20 protein-coding genes are annotated in these 17851 nt (G+C 43.0%); 11 read left to right on the top strand and 9 right to left on the bottom strand.

The window, feature by feature from the left end; all coding sequences use genetic code 11:
- Positions 1-66: 66 nt before the first annotated feature.
- Complete coding sequence (locus NAQ_RS02245) at positions 67-684, top strand: protein-disulfide isomerase (protein WP_100182049.1); 618 nt, start codon at positions 67-69, stop codon at positions 682-684.
- Between the two features lie 49 nt (positions 685-733).
- Complete coding sequence (gene ilvD / locus NAQ_RS02240; protein WP_100182048.1) at positions 734-2407, top strand: dihydroxy-acid dehydratase; 1674 nt, start codon at positions 734-736, stop codon at positions 2405-2407.
- Positions 2408-3252: 845 nt separating this feature from the next.
- Here ilvD and NAQ_RS02230 read toward each other — a convergent pair.
- From NAQ_RS02230 to NAQ_RS02215, 4 genes are read right to left on the bottom strand one after another with little or no spacing between them, the layout of a single operon-like run.
- On the bottom strand, positions 3253-3537 hold the full coding sequence (locus NAQ_RS02230; RefSeq protein ID WP_100182046.1) for an antibiotic biosynthesis monooxygenase family protein: 285 nt from the start codon (positions 3535-3537) through the stop codon (positions 3253-3255).
- Positions 3538-3573: 36 nt separating this feature from the next.
- On the bottom strand, positions 3574-3777 hold the full coding sequence (locus NAQ_RS02225; protein ID WP_100182045.1) for a hypothetical protein: 204 nt from the start codon (positions 3775-3777) through the stop codon (positions 3574-3576).
- On the bottom strand, positions 3777-4187 hold the full coding sequence (locus NAQ_RS02220; RefSeq protein WP_245871672.1) for a hypothetical protein: 411 nt from the start codon (positions 4185-4187) through the stop codon (positions 3777-3779). The genes NAQ_RS02225 and NAQ_RS02220 overlap by 1 nt, the downstream gene beginning before the upstream one ends.
- Positions 4166-4366, bottom strand: a complete 201-nt coding sequence (locus NAQ_RS02215) for a hypothetical protein (protein WP_162858581.1) — start codon at positions 4364-4366, stop codon at positions 4166-4168. Before NAQ_RS02215 ends, NAQ_RS02220 begins: the two co-directional genes overlap by 22 nt.
- 167 nt (positions 4367-4533) lie before the next feature.
- Between NAQ_RS02215 and NAQ_RS02210 the strand changes: the two genes are divergently transcribed.
- Genes NAQ_RS02210 through trpA form a run of 6 tightly spaced genes read left to right on the top strand, consistent with a single transcriptional unit; the run spans position 4534 to position 10242 of the window.
- The gene (locus tag NAQ_RS02210) at positions 4534-5883 is read left to right on the top strand and encodes an anthranilate synthase component I family protein (RefSeq protein ID WP_100183400.1); all 1350 of its coding nucleotides are present in this window, start codon (positions 4534-4536) and stop codon (positions 5881-5883) included.
- Positions 5880-6470, top strand: a complete 591-nt coding sequence (locus tag NAQ_RS02205; RefSeq protein ID WP_100182043.1) for an anthranilate synthase component II — start codon at positions 5880-5882, stop codon at positions 6468-6470. The genes NAQ_RS02210 and NAQ_RS02205 overlap by 4 nt, the downstream gene beginning before the upstream one ends.
- Positions 6464-7504, top strand: a complete 1041-nt coding sequence (gene trpD, locus NAQ_RS02200) for an anthranilate phosphoribosyltransferase (protein WP_100182042.1) — start codon at positions 6464-6466, stop codon at positions 7502-7504. Before NAQ_RS02205 ends, trpD begins: the two co-directional genes overlap by 7 nt.
- Positions 7504-8274: an indole-3-glycerol phosphate synthase TrpC gene (locus NAQ_RS02195; RefSeq protein ID WP_100182041.1), complete on the top strand. Its 771-nt coding sequence runs from the start codon at positions 7504-7506 to the stop codon at positions 8272-8274. Before trpD ends, NAQ_RS02195 begins: the two co-directional genes overlap by 1 nt.
- Complete coding sequence (gene trpB, locus NAQ_RS02190; protein WP_177585547.1) at positions 8271-9461, top strand: tryptophan synthase subunit beta; 1191 nt, start codon at positions 8271-8273, stop codon at positions 9459-9461. Before NAQ_RS02195 ends, trpB begins: the two co-directional genes overlap by 4 nt.
- Entirely contained in the window at positions 9439-10242 is an 804-nt protein-coding gene (trpA, locus tag NAQ_RS02185) for a tryptophan synthase subunit alpha (RefSeq protein ID WP_100182040.1), read from the top strand. Before trpB ends, trpA begins: the two co-directional genes overlap by 23 nt.
- Here the strand turns inward: trpA and NAQ_RS02180 are convergent, their stop codons facing one another.
- Complete coding sequence (locus tag NAQ_RS02180; RefSeq protein WP_100182039.1) at positions 10243-10509, bottom strand: SemiSWEET family sugar transporter; 267 nt, start codon at positions 10507-10509, stop codon at positions 10243-10245.
- Between the two features lie 77 nt (positions 10510-10586).
- On the opposite strand from NAQ_RS02180, the gene NAQ_RS02175 reads away from it, so the two are divergent.
- Positions 10587-12185: a CTP synthase gene (locus NAQ_RS02175; RefSeq protein ID WP_100182038.1), complete on the top strand. Its 1599-nt coding sequence runs from the start codon at positions 10587-10589 to the stop codon at positions 12183-12185.
- Here the strand turns inward: NAQ_RS02175 and NAQ_RS02170 are convergent.
- Together NAQ_RS02170 and NAQ_RS02165 are read right to left on the bottom strand one after the other, a co-directional pair.
- Positions 12182-13177 (bottom strand): NAD(+)/NADH kinase, encoded by a 996-nt coding sequence (locus NAQ_RS02170; protein WP_100182037.1) that lies wholly within the window; start codon positions 13175-13177, stop codon positions 12182-12184. The two genes, NAQ_RS02175 and NAQ_RS02170, sit on opposite strands and share 4 nt — an antisense overlap.
- 33 nt (positions 13178-13210) lie before the next feature.
- Positions 13211-14080: a PfkB family carbohydrate kinase gene (locus NAQ_RS02165; RefSeq protein ID WP_100182036.1), complete on the bottom strand. Its 870-nt coding sequence runs from the start codon at positions 14078-14080 to the stop codon at positions 13211-13213.
- 209 nt (positions 14081-14289) lie between these two features.
- Here NAQ_RS02165 and NAQ_RS02160 point away from each other — a divergent pair, with 209 nt between their 5' ends.
- Complete coding sequence (locus NAQ_RS02160; RefSeq protein ID WP_100182035.1) at positions 14290-16038, top strand: adenylate/guanylate cyclase domain-containing protein; 1749 nt, start codon at positions 14290-14292, stop codon at positions 16036-16038.
- A 40-nt stretch (positions 16039-16078) separates the two neighbouring features.
- On the top strand, positions 16079-16366 hold the full coding sequence (locus tag NAQ_RS02155; protein ID WP_100182034.1) for a 30S ribosomal protein S26e: 288 nt from the start codon (positions 16079-16081) through the stop codon (positions 16364-16366).
- Here NAQ_RS02155 and NAQ_RS02150 read toward each other — a convergent pair.
- A complete protein-coding gene (locus tag NAQ_RS02150; protein WP_100182033.1) occupies positions 16363-16956 on the bottom strand; it encodes a CDP-alcohol phosphatidyltransferase family protein in 594 nt (197 codons plus the stop codon). The two genes, NAQ_RS02155 and NAQ_RS02150, sit on opposite strands and share 4 nt — an antisense overlap.
- Before the next feature lie 22 nt (positions 16957-16978).
- A complete protein-coding gene (gene speB / locus NAQ_RS02145) occupies positions 16979-17845 on the bottom strand; it encodes an agmatinase (RefSeq protein ID WP_100182032.1) in 867 nt (288 codons plus the stop codon).
- Positions 17846-17851 lie beyond the last annotated feature (6 nt).

The following is a 17851-nucleotide window of genomic DNA, read 5'->3' as shown; positions in this document are numbered from 1 at the left end:
CGATCTGGATTTTATTATGGTTATGCGATTGATTAAATTAGTACTGGTATAGGAGTACGGATAACCATGGGCGAAAACCGAGACTCCCGACGTGAAAAAGAGCGGGAAAACTATGCTTCCAAGCAAAAGTCACAAAAACAGAAAAACACGCTCATCGCAGCAGGCATTTTTGCCGTAATAATTGCAATTATCGCATTTGCGTCATACCATTATTATGAAAAACTCACTTTAACTGGCACCCAAATGTCAGGCCCACCTGGCGCTGGAAAACTGGGTGATGAGCACGAGCACGCAGCAATTCTGGTCAGAATATTTGGCGATAAGTTTGACTTTTCACTGCCGGACTATCAGGTAAAGAGCCCCTACATCCACTTTGAGAGCCAAAATGGCGACACAATCCACAGACACGCATCAAATGTACCACTAGGCTTTCTCTTCAAGTCAATCAAGATAGGCTTTGATGATGAATGCTTTGTGTTCCCAGACAAAAAGCCAGAGCACACATTCTGCAATAACGAGGATTATTCGCTCAAATTCTATGTGAACCACGAAAAGGTGCCAACACTGAGCGACTATGTTCTCAAAGAGGACGACAGAATCCTAGTGCTATACGGCAATGAAAACCAGACTCAGGTGGACAACTACCTAATGGAACTAGACGGCCTGTTTATCGAAAAGCAATAGCCGAAAATCAACCAAATTCTAATATTATATTGAATAAAATGGTGGTATAATGGAGATTTCAAGTCGAAACGTAGTGTCTGGAACCGCGCGAGCCCCGCATCGTGCAATGTACAAGGCAATGGGTTTGACTGATAATGATCTGGATAAACCGTTTATTGGCGTATGCCATACTGGAAATGAGGCAACGCCATGCAACATTCACCTGCCAAGACTGGCAATTAGGGCAAAGCAAGGAGTATCAGATGCAGGATTTACCCCAAGAGAATTTTCCACCATAGCAGTATCAGATGGTATAGCGATGGGACATGAGGGCATGAAGTCGTCTTTGGTGTCTCGAGAAATAATTGCGGATTCAATAGAGATAATGGTGCGCGCCCACCAGTATGACGGATTTGTAGGAATTGCCGGGTGTGACAAGAGCCTGCCTGGCACCATGATGGCAATGGCGCGACTAAACCTGCCGTCGATTTTTGTGTATGGTGGTACCATAATGCCTGGAATGCTAAATGGGCAACAGCTCACAGTACAAGATGTGTATGAGGCAGTTGGCGCATATGATGCGGGCAAACTTACGTTAGAGTCTCTGAAAAATATTGAAAACTATGCGTGCCCCACTGCAGGATCTTGTGGCGGCATGTTTACTGCAAATACAATGGCGTCAATTTCTGAAGCACTAGGAATTGCATTGCCTGGCAGTGCTTCTCCGCCTGCTGAGGATGAAAGACGAGAGAAGATGGTGTATGATACCGGCGTTGCATGCGTGCAGGCTTTGAAAAACAACATCCGACCACGTGATATTTTGACATTTGAGGCATTTGAGAATGCTATAACAATACTAAACGCAATTGGCGGCTCTACAAATGCAATATTGCATTTGCTGGCAATATCTCATGAGGCCAAGGTAAAGCTGACCTATGAGGATTTTGAGAGAATTCGAAGAAAAGTACCGCATGTTGCGGATTTGAAACCTGGTGGAATGTATGTAATGAATGATCTGGACAAAGTTGGCGGCGTTCCATTGATGCTAAAGAAATTGCTTGACAGAAAGTTACTGCACGAAAATGTACTGACTATAACCGGCAAAACAATGAAACAAAACTTGGATTCTATTGTGTTGCCGCCATCAAATGACGATATTGTAAAGCCGATGGCAAACCCACTACACAATACTGGAACTGCTGTAATTCTGAAAGGTTCACTGGCCCCAGACGGCGCCGTAGTAAAGATGTCTGGTGTAAAAATCACTAAATTCACTGGAAAAGCCAAGTGTTTTGATAGGGAGGAATTAGCATTTGATGCAGTATCGCAGAATGAAATCAAGGAAGGAGACGTGGTTGTTATTAGATATGAGGGTCCAAAGGGCGGTCCTGGGATGAGAGAGATGTTGGCAGTCACTGCTGCACTGGTAGGCCAAGGCCTTGGAGAAAAAGTGGCAATGGTAACAGATGGCAGGTTTTCAGGTGCAACTCGAGGATTTATGATTGGTCATGTGGCGCCAGAAGCCTTTGTTGGTGGAAACATTGCCTTGGTTCAAGACGGTGATGAAATCACCATAGACACAGAAACCAACACGATTGATCTGCATATTTCATCTGATGAAATGGAAAACAGGAGAAAAGCCTGGAAGCCACGCAAACCAAACTATGAATCGGGTGCTTTGGCAAAATATGCCTCACTAGTAGGTTCTGCAGCACAGGGTGCTGTGACTAGTCCTGTTTGGTAATCAAATGAGTTAATTGATTATCAATAAAAAATGCAAAGCCCCCCATTCGTTCGGGGATTTGTGTCGCTTTTTCGTTATGACTAGAGAATGACGTACGTTAGGATTTGTTGGAGAATCCTTAAGATCTTAATGATCCGAGATAATCTATGTTAACTAGGTTTGGTAAGATTATTTTCAAAGTCCATTTTTCATCTGGAGCATAATTATTCTAATAGTAACTATATTCTACTCAAATAGAGAAGCAAACAAGTTCTTACAATCTTTATTAATTGATAATCTATACTTGCCGATTTTCATCTTTACTCAATCAGTTGCAATTATTATTGCAATGTATCCAATAAAAAAAGGACTAAAAGAGTATTACAAAACAAAAGATAAGAAAACGAAAATTCTCAATGAAGTATTACTTTATTGCACATTCGTAATGTTTGCTCCAATTTTTCTCATAGATCAAAGAATGATACTAGCTACCTTGTGGCAGTCCTCAATTGTGGATAGAATCCAATATGACTTTGCTGTACAAGCGTATGTCTTTTATCAATTTGTTGGACTTCCAGTAGCCCAATTCTATAATATTGAATTACTAAGATCAAGACTTCGAAAAGAAAATTTTGAAACTGAAGATACATTCCGCAATAATGTCAAGAGTATTATTTTGGCTATTTTGGTTAGTATTGGTTATTCTATTCTCGCATATTTTGTGACAAGTATATTTTTGCATTGACCCTCAAAAACCACAAAAATCATTACAACGTAAAATTTCTCAAAGGTTACGGCCATTCAGTTTCCCTCAAAGATAATTAGATTCGTCTAAAAAATGGTTCGCAGTATTATTTGAAAAATATCTATTGTGAAATTATATCATAAAACTTTCTAGACGGCCCTTGCTTTAGAAACCCCATCAACTGCATCGATATCTGATGATGTTCTGGTGTCTGGTGTATCTTGTGGTGCGCCTCTTCATTTTCAAACTCTGCAATCATAATGTACTTTCCGTCACTTGACTTGCCCAGCCTTCTGCCTACAAATCCAGGGTTTTTGGTAAGAATCTTGTTGGTTTCTGCAATCCAAGCCGCAAATTCCTCTTCTTTTTCCTCCTTTAGAGGCATGTCTATTATTGCAACATACATTATTTTACCAAGATATAATCAAGTTAAGAGTATTTCTCAGATTTCCGGGCTGAAATTATCGCAGCCAGAGTTGCACGGCTTGTTCATTACGCCTTCGCATTTACCTATACCATCATGCATTATTCTGTGGTGGCCACAATTTCTACACTTTACCCTAAAATATGCAATAAGATCCCCCATCGGAATCTCAGATTTTGCAATTTTACCGTCAGTGGCAACATAGTTTGATTTCTCATCCATTATTCATTCCACACCGATTGTTTTTTGAGCCAGGACACCAAATCACGATACAGATGACTGGTCTGGACATTAATCACATTAATTTCCACATTAGTACTTGATTTTGCTGTTTTGGTGTACCTGTCATACTTGCAAAACACCACCCTATCCAAATAGGTCTCACCTTCAATCTCTTTTTTTCCCAGCTCATCTGATTCCGAAATCGAAAAGCTCACAAACAAAACGCCTTCTGCCCAATACGCATTTGCAGATTCCAGTGTAGAAATCATGCTTACTAGATCATCCAGACTCATTTTTATCAAATCATGGACGTGGATTTTCTTGTACGGCTCGTAGATAAAATCAGTCATGGATTGGTATCTTTGGTGCTGCTTTATCAGTTTTACAACTAGAATCCATGTATACTGCAAACAAAGACCGTTCTGTCACCAATCTTTTTTGCAGTAATTCCAATTCCTTCCATCAGCTCCGACTTGCACAATGTACACATTACTTCGGTTGCCGAACTTTTCAGTGGAATTTGCGGCTTGCCAAAATACATCTCCGAATACAATATGTGTGATTTTGGCTTTGCAAGCATCTGACTCATAATTATAATAGATCAAGATCGCATATAAAGGTACCGTACCATACCGTAATTCTTACAACATTTGAGCCTGATCGTGCGTAAATTGGCGCAAATTTTTGCAAAAATTACTAAAAATCCAACAACAATACAACTCATTAAATATCCCAAATCAACAAGCTACTCCATGGGTGGCCACCTTTGGTAACCATACTTGTACTGTAATACCCCTAGGCCTGCCTGGAACGCAATTTGAAATCTATTCCAATTTAGAACAACATTACACCCACACATTTCTCTTTGAATCACTAACTGGACCTGAAGAGCTGGCAGAATCATCAATCATCGGCTTTGATCCAAAAATAATCATCCAGGGATATCCAGACAAAATCGTAATATCATACAAGGACGGCACCACAAAAACAATTCCAACCAAAGACCCAGTAGCCGAGCTAAAACAATTCATTACACCAACCCAAGACCAGTCACACCGATATTTGGGCGGCGCAGTTGGAATCATAAACTATGACGCAATAAAACTGTACGAAAACATTCCAATCAAGGACAATTCAAAACCAATAATGGAATTTGGAATCTACCAGGACGGAATATTATACGACAACAAGACAAACCAATCACTATACTTCTATTATGATGAAAACAGAATAAACCAGATAAAACAGGCTGAAAGAAAATTCGGCAACATCACTCTATCTGATATCACAACAAACATGGACGAATCCCAGTTTGCAAGTATAGTAAACAAGGCAAAGCAATACCTGTACTCTGGCGACATCTTCCAGGTGGTATTATCCAGAAAATTTAATTTTTCAGCATCGGGGGATTTTCTGCGCGTATACAAGGAACTGCGTACGCTAAATCCATCACCATATCTCTATCACATGAAATTTGCACAAAAAACATACATTGGTTGCAGCCCAGAAATGCTGGTCCGAGTAACAGGTAAGGAAGTAGAGACATTTCCAATTGCAGGCACGCGCAAAATCACAGACGATGAGGCAAAAAACAAACAGCTAGAGCAGGAATTGCTATCTGACCAAAAAGAAATCGCCGAGCACACAATGTTAGTTGACCTTGGGCGAAACGATGTGGGACGAGTCTGCAAATATGGCTCTGTCCGAGTACCAGAACTAATGCAGATAAAGCGATTCTCGCATGTGCAGCACATTGTGACCCACGTTGTAGGGACACTAGATGACAAGCATGACATGTTTTCTGCATTTGAGGCCGTATTTCCTGCAGGAACGGTATCCGGTGCGCCAAAGGTTCGGGCAATGGAGATAATCAACGAGCTAGAACCAGATATCAGAGAGCAATACGCAGGGGCTGTTGGGTATTTTTCCAACAATGGTTGTTGCGATTTTGCAATAGCAATTAGAAGTATCTTCTTTGATGGCACTAAAGGCTTCATCCAGTCCGGTGCGGGAATTGTAATAGATTCGACACCCGAAGGAGAATTCAAGGAAACAGAACACAAGGCAGGTGCAATGATCGCAGCGCTAAAGGAGTCCACAAAATGAAATTTCTAATTATCGACAATTACGATTCATTCACATACAATATTGCACAATTATTAGGCGAGCTTGGAGTAGAATCCGATGTCATACGCAACGACAAGATAACACTGGATGAAATACAAAAGAAAAACTATGACGCGATAATCATATCGCCTGGTCCCGGAACGCCAGAAGACAAGCGATATTTCGGAATCTGCTCCAATGTGATTCGCGAGCTTGGACCAAAGACACCGATTCTTGGAATTTGCCTTGGACACCAGGGAATCATACAGGAATTTGGCGGCAAAGTAGTCAATGCGGGCTGCGCAAGGCACGGCAAAACAAGCCAGATCAAGCATTATTCCGATTCATTATTTTCTGGCGTGCAAAACCCGTTTCGCGCAACAAGATATCATTCTCTGGTAGGCGATAAAACCATCATACCAGATGTTCTAAAAATAACCGCAATAGCTGAAGACGACGGCGAAGTAATGGGGGTATCGCACAAGGACTATCTAATCGAAGGAGTACAGTTCCACCCAGAATCCATACTGACCACAGAAGGAAAAAAGATCCTGCAGAATTTTATCAACAAGGTGAAAAAATGCTAGAAGACTATATCGCAAGGCTCGAAGTCGGCGCAAATCTCAAGCATGACGAGATGAGCAAGGCAATGGAATTACTGCTAACAGAGGGAACGCCAGACCAAGTAAAGGCAGTTTTTCTGCAACACTTGGCAAACAAGGGCGAAACGGACGACGAATTGCTAACAATGCTTGGTAAAATGGAAGAGCATGGAGTACACATATCGCCAAAATGCAAGGGCACAATAATTGATGTCTGCGGAACTGGAGGCGACAAACTACAGACATTCAATGTCTCCACCACTGCGGCATTTGTCATTGCATCCTGCAAGGGAATAGTAGCAAAGCACGGCAACCGTTCATCGTCAGGGATTTCTGGCAGTGCAGATATTTTCGAGTATTTTGGCTATGACCTAAACGCAGACCCAATCAAAGCAACATCAATAATAGAAAAACACAGAATTGGATTTTTGTTTGCACAACGATTCCATCCTGCAATGAAAAATGTCGCAGCTGCTAGAAAATTGCTCCAGTCCAGAACCGCATTCAATGTTTTAGGACCATTGTGCAATCCGGCACGCGTAAAACACCAGCTAATAGGTGTCTTTTCCGAGGATTACCTGGAAAGAATAGTCAGTATTTTGCAAAGAAGAGGCGCGCAAAACATCATGACTGTTCACTCTCAGGATGGCCTAGACGAACTATCCACAACATCAAAGAACAAGATCTGCTTTCTGCGGGACGGAAACGTAGGAAAAATGACAATCGACCCATTAAAGTTCGGACTGCATCAGGCAACAATCAAGGACTTGCAGATATCAACAAAACAGGAAGCAATCGAATCATTTGTCACAGTACTTGATGGTACGGCAAGCCAGGCCAAAATAGAGATCACCGCACTAAATTCAGCTGCAGGCCTAGTTGTCGGAAACGTAGCCAAAGACCTAGAGGAAGGCCTGGAAATGTCACTAGAATCAATCAAGTCAGGCCAGGCATTTTCGCATTTTGAGAATTTTGTCAAAGATTGTGGTGATTATTCCAAGCTAAAGGAGATTACATAATGAATACGCTGCAGAAATTATTTGACAACTCCCACAAGGCAATATCAGACGGCACATATGAGATAACAGAAAAAATCCCAAAATCCGAAATAGATCTAATACAATCTATCCAAGAAAACAAGCATGCATCACTAATCACCGAAGTAAAGTTCTCATCCCCGTCGCTTGGTAAAATACGCAAAATATCAGATCCTGTTCAGATTGCCCAGGCCATGGTGGAGGGTGGTGCCAAGGCACTGTCTGTTCTCACACAGCCGTATCTTTTTGAGGGCTCGCCGCAATATTTCATGCAAATTCGAAAGCAAGTAAAAATCCCAATGCTGATGAAAGATATCGTAGTGGACAAGGTGCAAATCGATGCGGCAAGAAAAATAGGCGCAGATTACATGCTACTAATCCAGTCATTATTTGATATTGGATTACTCAAAGACATTGACGAGTACATTGATTATGGGCACAAAAACGGACTCAAGGTGCTAGTTGAGGCCCACACAAAATCAGAGTTTGTCAATTCGCTAAATACAAAAGCAGACCTGGTCGGAATAAACAATCGAAACCTGGACACCCTACAAATCGACATCAATACGACAAAAAAACTACTGGAAGGATTCGATAATCATAGAATCATAGTCTCAGAGAGCGGAATTGAAACCCCCCAAGACATACAATTCCTAAAAAAATGCGGCGCAGGGGCATTCTTGATTGGCTCTAGCATCATGAAGTCAGAAGATATTAAAGAGAACGTAAGGAGTTTGGTCAACGCGATATGAAAATTAAGTTCCCTAAGGACGGTCGATTTGGCGAGTTTGGTGGAAAATACATCCCAGAAACCCTAGTTCCAGCAATCGAAGAGCTAGAACAAAGCTATCTCAAATACAAAAACGACCCAGACTTCAAAAAAGAGCTAAACTATTACCTAACAGAATACGCAGGACGCCCAACCCCATTATACTATGCAAGGAATCTATCAGAAAAAATCGGCGGTGCTAAAATCTACCTAAAAAGAGAAGATCTGTTACACGGCGGGGCCCACAAGATCAACAACACTCTGGGTCAAGCGTTACTTGCAAAGAGAATGAAAAAGACAAGAATAATCGCAGAGACTGGTGCAGGCCAGCATGGAGTAGCTACTGCAATGGCATGTGCGGCCTTAGGCCTCAAAGCCGAAGTATACATGGGCTACAAGGACACAATCCGACAAAAGCTAAACGTATTTCGAATGAACATGCTGGGATGCGAAGTCCATGCAGTCAAGGCAGGCTCGCAGACACTAAAAGACGCAATAAACGAGGCAATTCGCGACTGGATTACAAACGTCAAGGATACCTATTATTTGCTAGGCTCAGCAGTTGGACCACACCCATATCCAGTAATGGTGCGTGATTTCCAAGCAGTAATCGGCGAGGAGATAAAGCAGCAAATCAAGGCCTTTGGCAAAAAAACTCCAGATACCGTAATTGCATGTGTCGGCGGAGGATCAAACGCAATTGGAACATTCTATCCACTAGTAGACACGGACACCGAAATAATTGGTGTTGAAGCTGCAGGGGAGGGCCTAAAGTCAGGACACCATTCCGCAACACTGTCTGCTGGAACCAAAGGCGTATTGCACGGCATGATGACATATTTGTTGCAAGATTCAGAAGGCCAAATCCAAGAAACTCATAGTATTTCCGCGGGACTAGACTATCCAGGTGTAGGCCCAGAGCATTCCTATTTCAAGGACCAAAAAAGAATACAATATGTTTCTGCAACAGACAAGGAAGTAATTGATGCATTTTTGATACTAACTAGAACAGAGGGAATTATTCCGGCACTGGAATCATCGCATGCGGTGGCAGAGGCAATCAAGCTTGCAAAGAAAAGATCAAAGTCAGACAGCATTGTAGTTACACTATCTGGCAGAGGAGACAAGGACGTAGAGGTGGTACAAGATTACATCGAGAATTCAAAATAAGTTTGCCGAGCTGGAATCAGCCGGACAAAAGGCACTGGTCACCTATGTCATGGTAGGGTACCCATCACACAAAGACACGCTGTCAGCAGTTCGCGGATTAATTGAGGGTGGCGCAGATATTATAGAATTAGGATTTCCATTTTCAGACCCACTAGCTGACGGTCCAGTGATCCAGCATGCAAGTACCATATCGCTAGAAAGGGGAACCAAGATGGCACAATTTTTGAGCCTAGTTAGACAAATCCGCAAGGAAAGCCAAATTCCACTGGTACTGATGACATACACCAACATTCTATACAGTAAAGGATATGAGAAATTCTTCAAGCTTGCAAAAGAGGCAGGACTAGATGGGATTATTACGCCAGACATGACAGTTGAAGAATCTAAAGAATACCTCAAGGCTGCAAAAAAACACAACTTGGATACAATATTTCTGGTATCACCAAACACCAGCAAGTCAAGACTGCAAGAAATAGTAAGGCAGACTACGGGATTTTTGTATTTAGTGGCAGTGTTTGGCACAACCGGCGTTCAAAACAAAATCCAGTCATATACAATATCTGCACTCCAAGCCACCAAGAAAATTGCAAGGGGCAAGGTCCCAGTAGGAATTGGATTTGGAATATCAACCCCCAATGACATCAAATCATACATTAAACATGGGGCGGATGCTGCAATTGTTGGTTCTGCTCTGATAAAACTAATAGAAAAAACACCCTCTACCAGAATCCAGAGCGCCATTGCCAAATTTACAAGGCAGCTAAAATCAGCTACAAAATAGCTATTTTGAGTATTTTACCTTCAAGGCAAGCAACATCACGTTTAGCGCTATAGTGCTAATGTTTGCGCCGATTATGACCCAGTCTTGTTTTATTATTCCATATCCAATCCACAAAGACAATCCAACGCATATTGTAATCATTAACCAATACGACACGTCGTTGAGGCTCTTTGTCCTATAGCCACGAATCACTTGTGGCACAAAGCTTCCGGTAACAAGAGCTGCTGCCACGCTCCCAAGAATTGTCACCCAGACGTCTTCGATCATTCTTTGAGACATAAACCGTGCTGATTAAAGCATATCCGCAAAAAAAGAAATAAAAATATCATTTTCCTTATCCAAATGTGCAGACAAAGTTCATTTTTGTTACAGGCGGTGTCATGTCTGGCCTAGGCAAGGGCGTAGTCACATCTTCTATTGCAAAACTATTACAATTATCAAACCAGAGGGTTTCTTGCGTCAAAATAGACCCATACCTGAACTATGATGCAGGAACAATGAACCCAGTAGCCCACGGCGAAGTATATGTCACAGATGACGGGGGCGAGTGCGACATGGACATTGGAAATTATGAGCGATTCCTAAACCAAAACCTCAAAAAAACCCACAACATCACGACTGCCCAGATTTATTCCGCAGTAATAGAGGCAGAACGCCGAGGCGAATACCTAGGTGCATGCGTCCAGATTATTCCACACATTACAGACGAAATCAAAAAGAGAATCCACAAAATAGCAGAAGATGAAAAGCTCGACTTTCTTGTCGTAGAGTGTGGTGGAACGGTAGGAGACATTGAATCACTGCCATTCCTAGAGGCATTGCGACAGATGAGACTAGAGGAAGGGCCGCAAGGTGTATTGTTTGTCCATGTTACCCTGGCTCCATCACTGGATGTAGTAGGCGAGCAAAAGACCAAGCCGACGCAGCATTCCGTCCAAGAGCTGCGAAGAATAGGTATCCAGCCAGACTTTATGGCAGTTCGGTGCACAGAGCCACTCTTGGAATCAACAAAAAAGAAAATCTCCATGTTCACCAACGTTACGGCAAGCGATGTGTTCTCATGTCATGACGTGTCATCAATATTTTCAGTTCCGCAAATTCTCTACGAACAGGGTATAGTCGATAAAATATTTACAAAGTTTGCCAAGGTCGGCATGATAAACTCGGCTGCAAACTGGGACAACTGGAATAGCATAGTCCAGTCAATGCAGCAAAAAGACGGCGAGATCAAAATAGCAATGGTTGGAAAATATGTCACATTAGCAGACAGCTATGTGAGCGTAAACCACGCACTAAAGCACGCAGGAGCTAAAATTGGAAAATCCATATCTATAGACTGGATTGACTCTGAAGGAATTAACGGAAACGTCGATGCACTATCAAAATACAACGGCATCTTAGTGCCGGGAGGATTTGGATCACGTGGCGTAGAAGGAATAATAAAAACAGCAAACTTTGCGCGAGAGAAAAACATACCATACCTAGGAATCTGTTTTGGATTTCAGCTAGCTGCAGTCGCGTTTGGCAGACATGTGCTGAATTATTCCGATGCAAACTCAACAGAGCTAGACCCAAACACTACACATCCAGTTGTGGACTTGCTGCCAGAGCAAAAGACAATGTCAAATCTTGGTGGAACGCTACGACTAGGTGCACATGATATTACAATAAAACCAAACACAATTGCAGCAAAAACATACAATGCAACTCATGTCTCAAGACGACACAGACACAGATACGAAATCAACACAAAATACCTACAGGAATTTGAGAAAAAAGGCCTAGTATTTTCAGCAGAATCTGATAATTCAAAGAGAATGGAAATGCTAGAGATTCCATCGCACAAGTTCTATTTTGGTGTGCAATTCCATCCGGAATTCAACAGTAGGCCAGGCTTTCCAGAAGAGTCCTTTGAGGCCTTTGTCCGGGCTTCGGCAAGCTAGGTCTTTGATATTTCGTAGATTTTCTGCCTAGAGTCCCGCATAGAGATTTTCTTTTTGACATAACCTTTGTCAAGTAAGTGTCGTAGTGCCAGGCGTACAGTTCTATCAGGAAGCAGGGTCTTTGTCACCAGATCGCGCTGCGTCATGGTGCCCTCAAATTCCAATGTCTTGAGCAGCAGCTTTGAACTTGGAGGCATGTTTAGTAGGTCCTCTGCCAGCTTGACCTTTTTTGTTAGCGCGGAAACGGCAGTAGAGTCCTTTTTTATTTTGATTACTCGTGCGGACGGCACGGATTTTGTGCATTCTAGTGTGTTGTTTATTCTGAATCTGTCGACTCCGTCCATTACCACTTCACAGAACAATCGAGATGAAATGTCATCTACTTCGATAATGCTAGTGTCGTGGACGATGAGCGGCCTGCGGGTGGTGTCTAGCGAGTTCACAGACACTATGCCAAATACTGGCGAGTCCTGAAATATCATTGGGCCCCCAGCAGACATGGAATATGCAGACGAGCCAATCGGAGTCGATATAATGACGCCGTCGCTGGAATCATGCCAGACTTCCTCATGGTTTACGCGCAACACATGTTCCATTAACATGGCGCTCTTTGATGAAAACACTGCAACATCATTCAACACTGGATAGGCAGGCTTTCCGTCAATTTTGACTGCAATTCTTGAGAATTCCGATGTTTCATAGTCTAATTTTTTTATCCTGTTTACTATAGAGGAGAATTCCTTTAGATCAATTTGGGCCAAAAACCCGCTTGATTCGGATTCTCCGACGCCAAGGACTGGGACCTGTGCATCCTGGGTCTTGTGAAAATAATTGCGCACTCCCCTGTCGCCACCAGTAACAATTACGCAGTCGAGGTCTTTTTGCGGCTTGTATCCCACATATCTAGATGACAGTCCATAGTCATCCAAGACAGTCTTGATTGTCTTTACTGCAATGTCTGTTGGTGTAACACCAGAGATTCCTATTTGCACAGAAAAGCTAGGTTTTCTTGTAATAATAAAAGCTTAGACGTCCTTGAACTTCATTATATTATAGTAGTATGAGGCGTTGACCTGAGTTTGGCCTCTCTGCGGAATCTTGTCTAGGCCCACCTCTTTTGATTCCAGGGCAGCCTGTGCAGCACCTCCTGCAAAGCTTAGTGCCCACAATGCGTCCTTTTCTTTGAGCATTGCACAGCAATATGTGGCAGTAAAAATGTCACCAACTCCGACAGTGTCGTAAATGTCCATGTTTGGCAAAGTAATGGAGTACTGCCTGTTTTTGTAAAACAGTGAGACTTCGCGCTTGTTAGTGTATAGCAAGTGCTCTATCTTTTTGTGCAGTGTTTTTGCCCCCTCAATTCCCTCTATTCCAGTCAGCTGGTACACCTCGTTTGGGTCCGACTTGAGAACGGTTATGTCGTCAAGCTCAAGGCTTGTTCTCTCAAATGACACCAGCCCGTCTGGGCCTTTTCTTCGCAAGAAGCCCTGAGGGTCCAATGCCACAAAGCCAGAATCGGATTTTATCTTTTGCAGTACCTCCACAGATATTTCATCAAATACTGGGCTGATCAGAATTCCGTCTGCTTTTGTTTTGGCGTAATCAATTTTGTCGCAGAGATTTTTTATCCATAGTGTTCTTTCTGCGCCAGAGATGTCCAATCTGAATCGCGTGGTGTTTTTTTGCGATTGCGCGTTTTCAAACTTTATCTTGTTTTTTTGCAAATACTCTACATTGGTATAGTCAGGGCCAAACTTTGTGTACAATTCCACATCAAAACCCATGTTTTTTGCAGCCACACCGCAATAGCATGCAGGTCCGCCAGGCCTCTCATACAGGTTTCCACCGATGTTGATTTCATCTATTGTACAGTGGGAAAAAATTCCAAGCTTCACGGTACCAGCTCAATTCGGTTCGGATTTAGTTTTTTGCTTTTGAAGACAGTCAGGGCAGATAATCTGTCCCCGCTCTATTACAATTTCCACGTTTGACCTTAGGCAGAAATGGCAGAGGCCTCGCATCTACTATACCATACCCGAACTAGCATAAATCTAAGCTAGTAATCTTAGAAAAAGAGATATTCCAAGGGAATAGGTCCAAGGCTGTGAGAAAGCCAATTCCGGTGACCCTGGACAAAAAGCTGGTCTCCTTGGTCATGGCAGTTTCATTGATTGGGATAGGCGTGACTATTTTCTTTTCATTTCATTATGCTACCATAATTTTGGGCGAGCGGGCAACAAACCAGCTAATAGGCGAGGCCGCAATTCGAGGCAGCGCCATAGAAGGCACCATGAAATCCAAAATCCAGGAAATGCAAGTAATTACCACAAACCCCATGATAAAGCTGCTAGTCTCGGAGCTAAACCAAATCGAAGACGCGCAGATTCTTGCAGGGACAATTGCGCAAAAACGAATGGACTTTTTAATCGAGGTTCAGGCATTTGAGGCAAGCATTGGAGGCCTAGACGACCTAGAAAACGTGGAAATTGTAGGAATTGACGGAGAGCGATTATTTGCACTCATCAACACGAAAAACAAAAAAGACTATCTGTCCGATCCGATCTTTGTTCGCGGGGCAAAAGAGCCATTTACGCAGATAATTCTTGGTGCCGACGGCAAGCGAAAAATTGTAACTGCCGCACCCATATTTGAAAAACCAAAAGACCAATCCCCTTCAGGCGTTGCAATAATCACAGCAAACACAAACCAAATCGACAGTGTACTACTAAACAGAAAGGGCCTAGGCCAGACAGGTGAGGCCTATCTTGTAAGCCAGTATGGATACATGATATCAGAGTCCAGGTTTATTCCAAATGCGCCGTTTGTGCAAAAAGTAGACACCGAGCCACTCAAGCACTGCCTAGCGGACGGCCAGATCTACTTTGGCATACACAACGACTATCGTGGGATGCCAGTCCTTGGCGCATCAAACTGCATGAAGAGCCTTGGGATGAGCATGATAGTAGAAATTGACGAAGTCGAAGTCTTTGAGCCAGTAGCAGACCTTCGAGACAAAATAATTGTCCTTGGCGCAATCATTACTGTTGTAGTAGGAGTTGCCGCGTATTTTCTATCAAAGCTGATATCAAAGCCAATAATTAAGCTCAAAAATGCCGCAAACCAAGTAGCAAACGGAGACTTTAACGTCAGGACTAACATCAAGACCGACGACGAGATAGGCCAGCTTTCGCGCTCATTTGACCAGATGGCAGAGCAGATTCAGGATTCTCTTCTCAAAATCAAAGAGCGAGAGGACATAATCAAGCAGCAAAAAGACATACTGCTACAGTTTTCCCAGTACAGCTCCAATTATTGCGTCTGCTTTGTAGACATTGTCGGCTCTACAAAACTCACATCAAAACTATCAGACATGGAGACTAGCAAGTTTTATTCCATATTTTTGAACTCGGCAGCAACTGCAATTACGCAAAACCACGGAGTCGTAGTCAAAAACATTGGCGACGCATTACTGTATTATTTCCCAAAGACAGACTCTGAAGAGCAGACCCCATTTGAGGAAATGCTACATTGCTGCATGAAACTAATCGAGGCTAGAACCACAATCAACCGGGCACTAGGAGCAGAAAACCTGCCTGAGGTAAGCTATAGGATATCTGCAATGTTTGGCCCAGTCAGGGTGGCAATAGTCGCAACGTCTGCAATCGATGACATTTTTGGCTCTACGGTAAACACCTGCTCGAAGATAAACTCGCTTGCAAAACCAAACACGCTTGTAATCGGTGAATCACTGTACCAAAAAGTCAAAGACATCAAAGGATACAAGTTTGAGAAAATCGCAAATTACACAATAGATGCAGAAAACAAGTTTGCGGTGTATCTAGTATCACAGTAATCACATCAAGATTATAAAGAGGCACTCGGAAGGGAAAGCCATGCCATTAAAGCGTGCAAGTAGGGGACGACGAAAGGGTGGAAAGGGCTCTTCTGACCGTATCCAGTGCACAAATTGTGGCGCTACAGTTCCTAAAGACAAGGCAAAAAAAGTCACATCCAGGCTAAACCTGGTGGAGGCATCGCTTGCAAAAGAACTGCGGGCACAGGGGGCATACATTGCATCGCCAAAGGTTCTCAAATGGTACTGCGTGTCATGTGCAATTCACTTTGGCATACTAAAGATCAGATCTGCTGATTCCAGAAGACAGACAGGCAAGCTGTACTAGTCTTCTTTAATGTTTTTGGACGTTACGATAATTCTCTGAATGAACGTTATTCCTGCAATTACAATTACAATGCCTATGGCATACGGCATCAATCCCGGAATCATGCCAATTATGGCAATTACTAGCAGTCTTTCTGCGCGCTCGCCAATCCCAATTCCCTGCAGTTTGATTCCAAGGGATTCTGCGCGAGACCTTGCATAGCTTACCAATAACGATAGTGTGATAGCAAGCAAGACCCAGATTGGCTCTGCAAATCCGCCCACCAATAACCCCGCAAAGATTGCAACCTCGGCAATTTTATCAAATACGGAATCTAGGAACCCGCCCCTTTTTGTGACCTTTTTTGTGTATCGAGCAACTTGGCCGTCAACCATGTCAAAAAACCCAGAAACCAAAAGCAGTACGCCGCCGATTATTGCAGCAGAAAAATACGGAGAAATGTACTGGTTTAGGCCATATGCTGTGGCAGACAAGAAAGCAAATGCAAGACCCACGCCTGTCCAAAAGTCAGGAGAGAGGCCGATTGCGCCAAACTTTGCGCCAAGCTTTTCCAGTGCCGGCTTTAGCGATTCCCTAAAATTATTAAGCAATGTCGTGGAATGATTTCCGATTCTATTTAAAATTCATGGCAACCATGGTAGATAACAGCTTGGCTGCAAGCGATGCCGTAGCGCCATTGTCATATGTCGGATTTAGTTCCACCACGTCCAGAACGGAGATTTTTCGATCCTGCATTGAATATATCATGTCAAATAGTTCGCGTGATGTAATTCCTACTGCCTCTGGGTTGCCAACGCCGGGGGCAAACGCAGGATCCAACACGTCCAAATCCACACTGACATAGGTCTTGTCAAATGTAGAGAGTGCGTCCTTGACCATCTTTGGGCCTTTACCCTCTCGAATATCTCTGTCAGTAATGGTGCGAATCTTGTTTTCTTTTAGAAATGCAAGCTCTTCTTTTACAAAAGAGCGCGCACCAACATGGATTATCTTGTCTGCGCCTTTTTTCTCCACCACTCTTCTCAGGTATGATGCATGGGAATATTCCTCTCCCGCATATCCGTCTCGCAGGTCATAGTGCGCATCAAATACGATATAGCCAGTTTCCTTTGGAACATTCATGTATGTGCCATAGGTCAGCGAGTGCTCGCCTCCCAGAATAATCAGCAACCTATCTTTTTTTGTAAGCTCTGCGGTGAGTTTGCCAACCATATCCAGCATTTCTTCTACATTTGCAGTGTGCATTGCGTTTCCCAAGTCTTCTATTGCCACGCCTTCCAGGTCAACTCCCAAGTCTGGGTGGAAAATCTCTATATTGTTAAAGGCCTTGCGGATTGCGTCAGGGCCAAACCTGCACCCCGGCTTGTAAGAATGCGTTGAATCAAAAGGAATTCCATAAACAGTGGCAACCGGAGTTTTAGCATCGCCTGGACTGATAATCAGCGGGTCCTTGTTAAGATACAAGTCCAGATAGCTCATTGTATT

This window comes from Candidatus Nitrosotenuis aquarius (assembly GCF_002787055.1).
In the GTDB taxonomy this organism is placed as follows: Archaea; Thermoproteota; Nitrososphaeria; order Nitrososphaerales; family Nitrosopumilaceae; genus Nitrosotenuis; species Nitrosotenuis aquarius.
The sequence above is the reverse complement of the archived record's forward strand: the minus strand, read 5'-3'. Positions and strand labels throughout refer to the sequence as shown.

Coding starts and splice junctions, on each gene's coding strand:
- trpB (WP_177585547.1), top strand. CDS start 8,271: ATGAAAATTAAGTTCCCTAAGGACGGTCGATTTGGCGAGTTTGGTGGA.
- NAQ_RS02195 (WP_100182041.1), top strand. CDS start 7,504: ATGAATACGCTGCAGAAATTATTTGACAACTCCCACAAGGCAATATCA.
- NAQ_RS02205 (WP_100182043.1), top strand. CDS start 5,880: ATGAAATTTCTAATTATCGACAATTACGATTCATTCACATACAATATT.
- speB (WP_100182032.1), bottom strand. CDS start 17,845: ATGAGCTATCTGGACTTGTATCTTAACAAGGACCCGCTGATTATCAGT.
- trpD (WP_100182042.1), top strand. CDS start 6,464: ATGCTAGAAGACTATATCGCAAGGCTCGAAGTCGGCGCAAATCTCAAG.
- NAQ_RS02230 (WP_100182046.1), bottom strand. CDS start 3,537: ATGTATGTTGCAATAATAGACATGCCTCTAAAGGAGGAAAAAGAAGAG.
- ilvD (WP_100182048.1), top strand. CDS start 734: ATGGAGATTTCAAGTCGAAACGTAGTGTCTGGAACCGCGCGAGCCCCG.
- NAQ_RS02215 (WP_162858581.1), bottom strand. CDS start 4,366: ATGAGTCAGATGCTTGCAAAGCCAAAATCACACATATTGTATTCGGAG.
- NAQ_RS02155 (WP_100182034.1), top strand. CDS start 16,079: ATGCCATTAAAGCGTGCAAGTAGGGGACGACGAAAGGGTGGAAAGGGC.
- NAQ_RS02245 (WP_100182049.1), top strand. CDS start 67: ATGGGCGAAAACCGAGACTCCCGACGTGAAAAAGAGCGGGAAAACTAT.
- NAQ_RS02225 (WP_100182045.1), bottom strand. CDS start 3,777: ATGGATGAGAAATCAAACTATGTTGCCACTGACGGTAAAATTGCAAAA.
- NAQ_RS02180 (WP_100182039.1), bottom strand. CDS start 10,509: ATGATCGAAGACGTCTGGGTGACAATTCTTGGGAGCGTGGCAGCAGCT.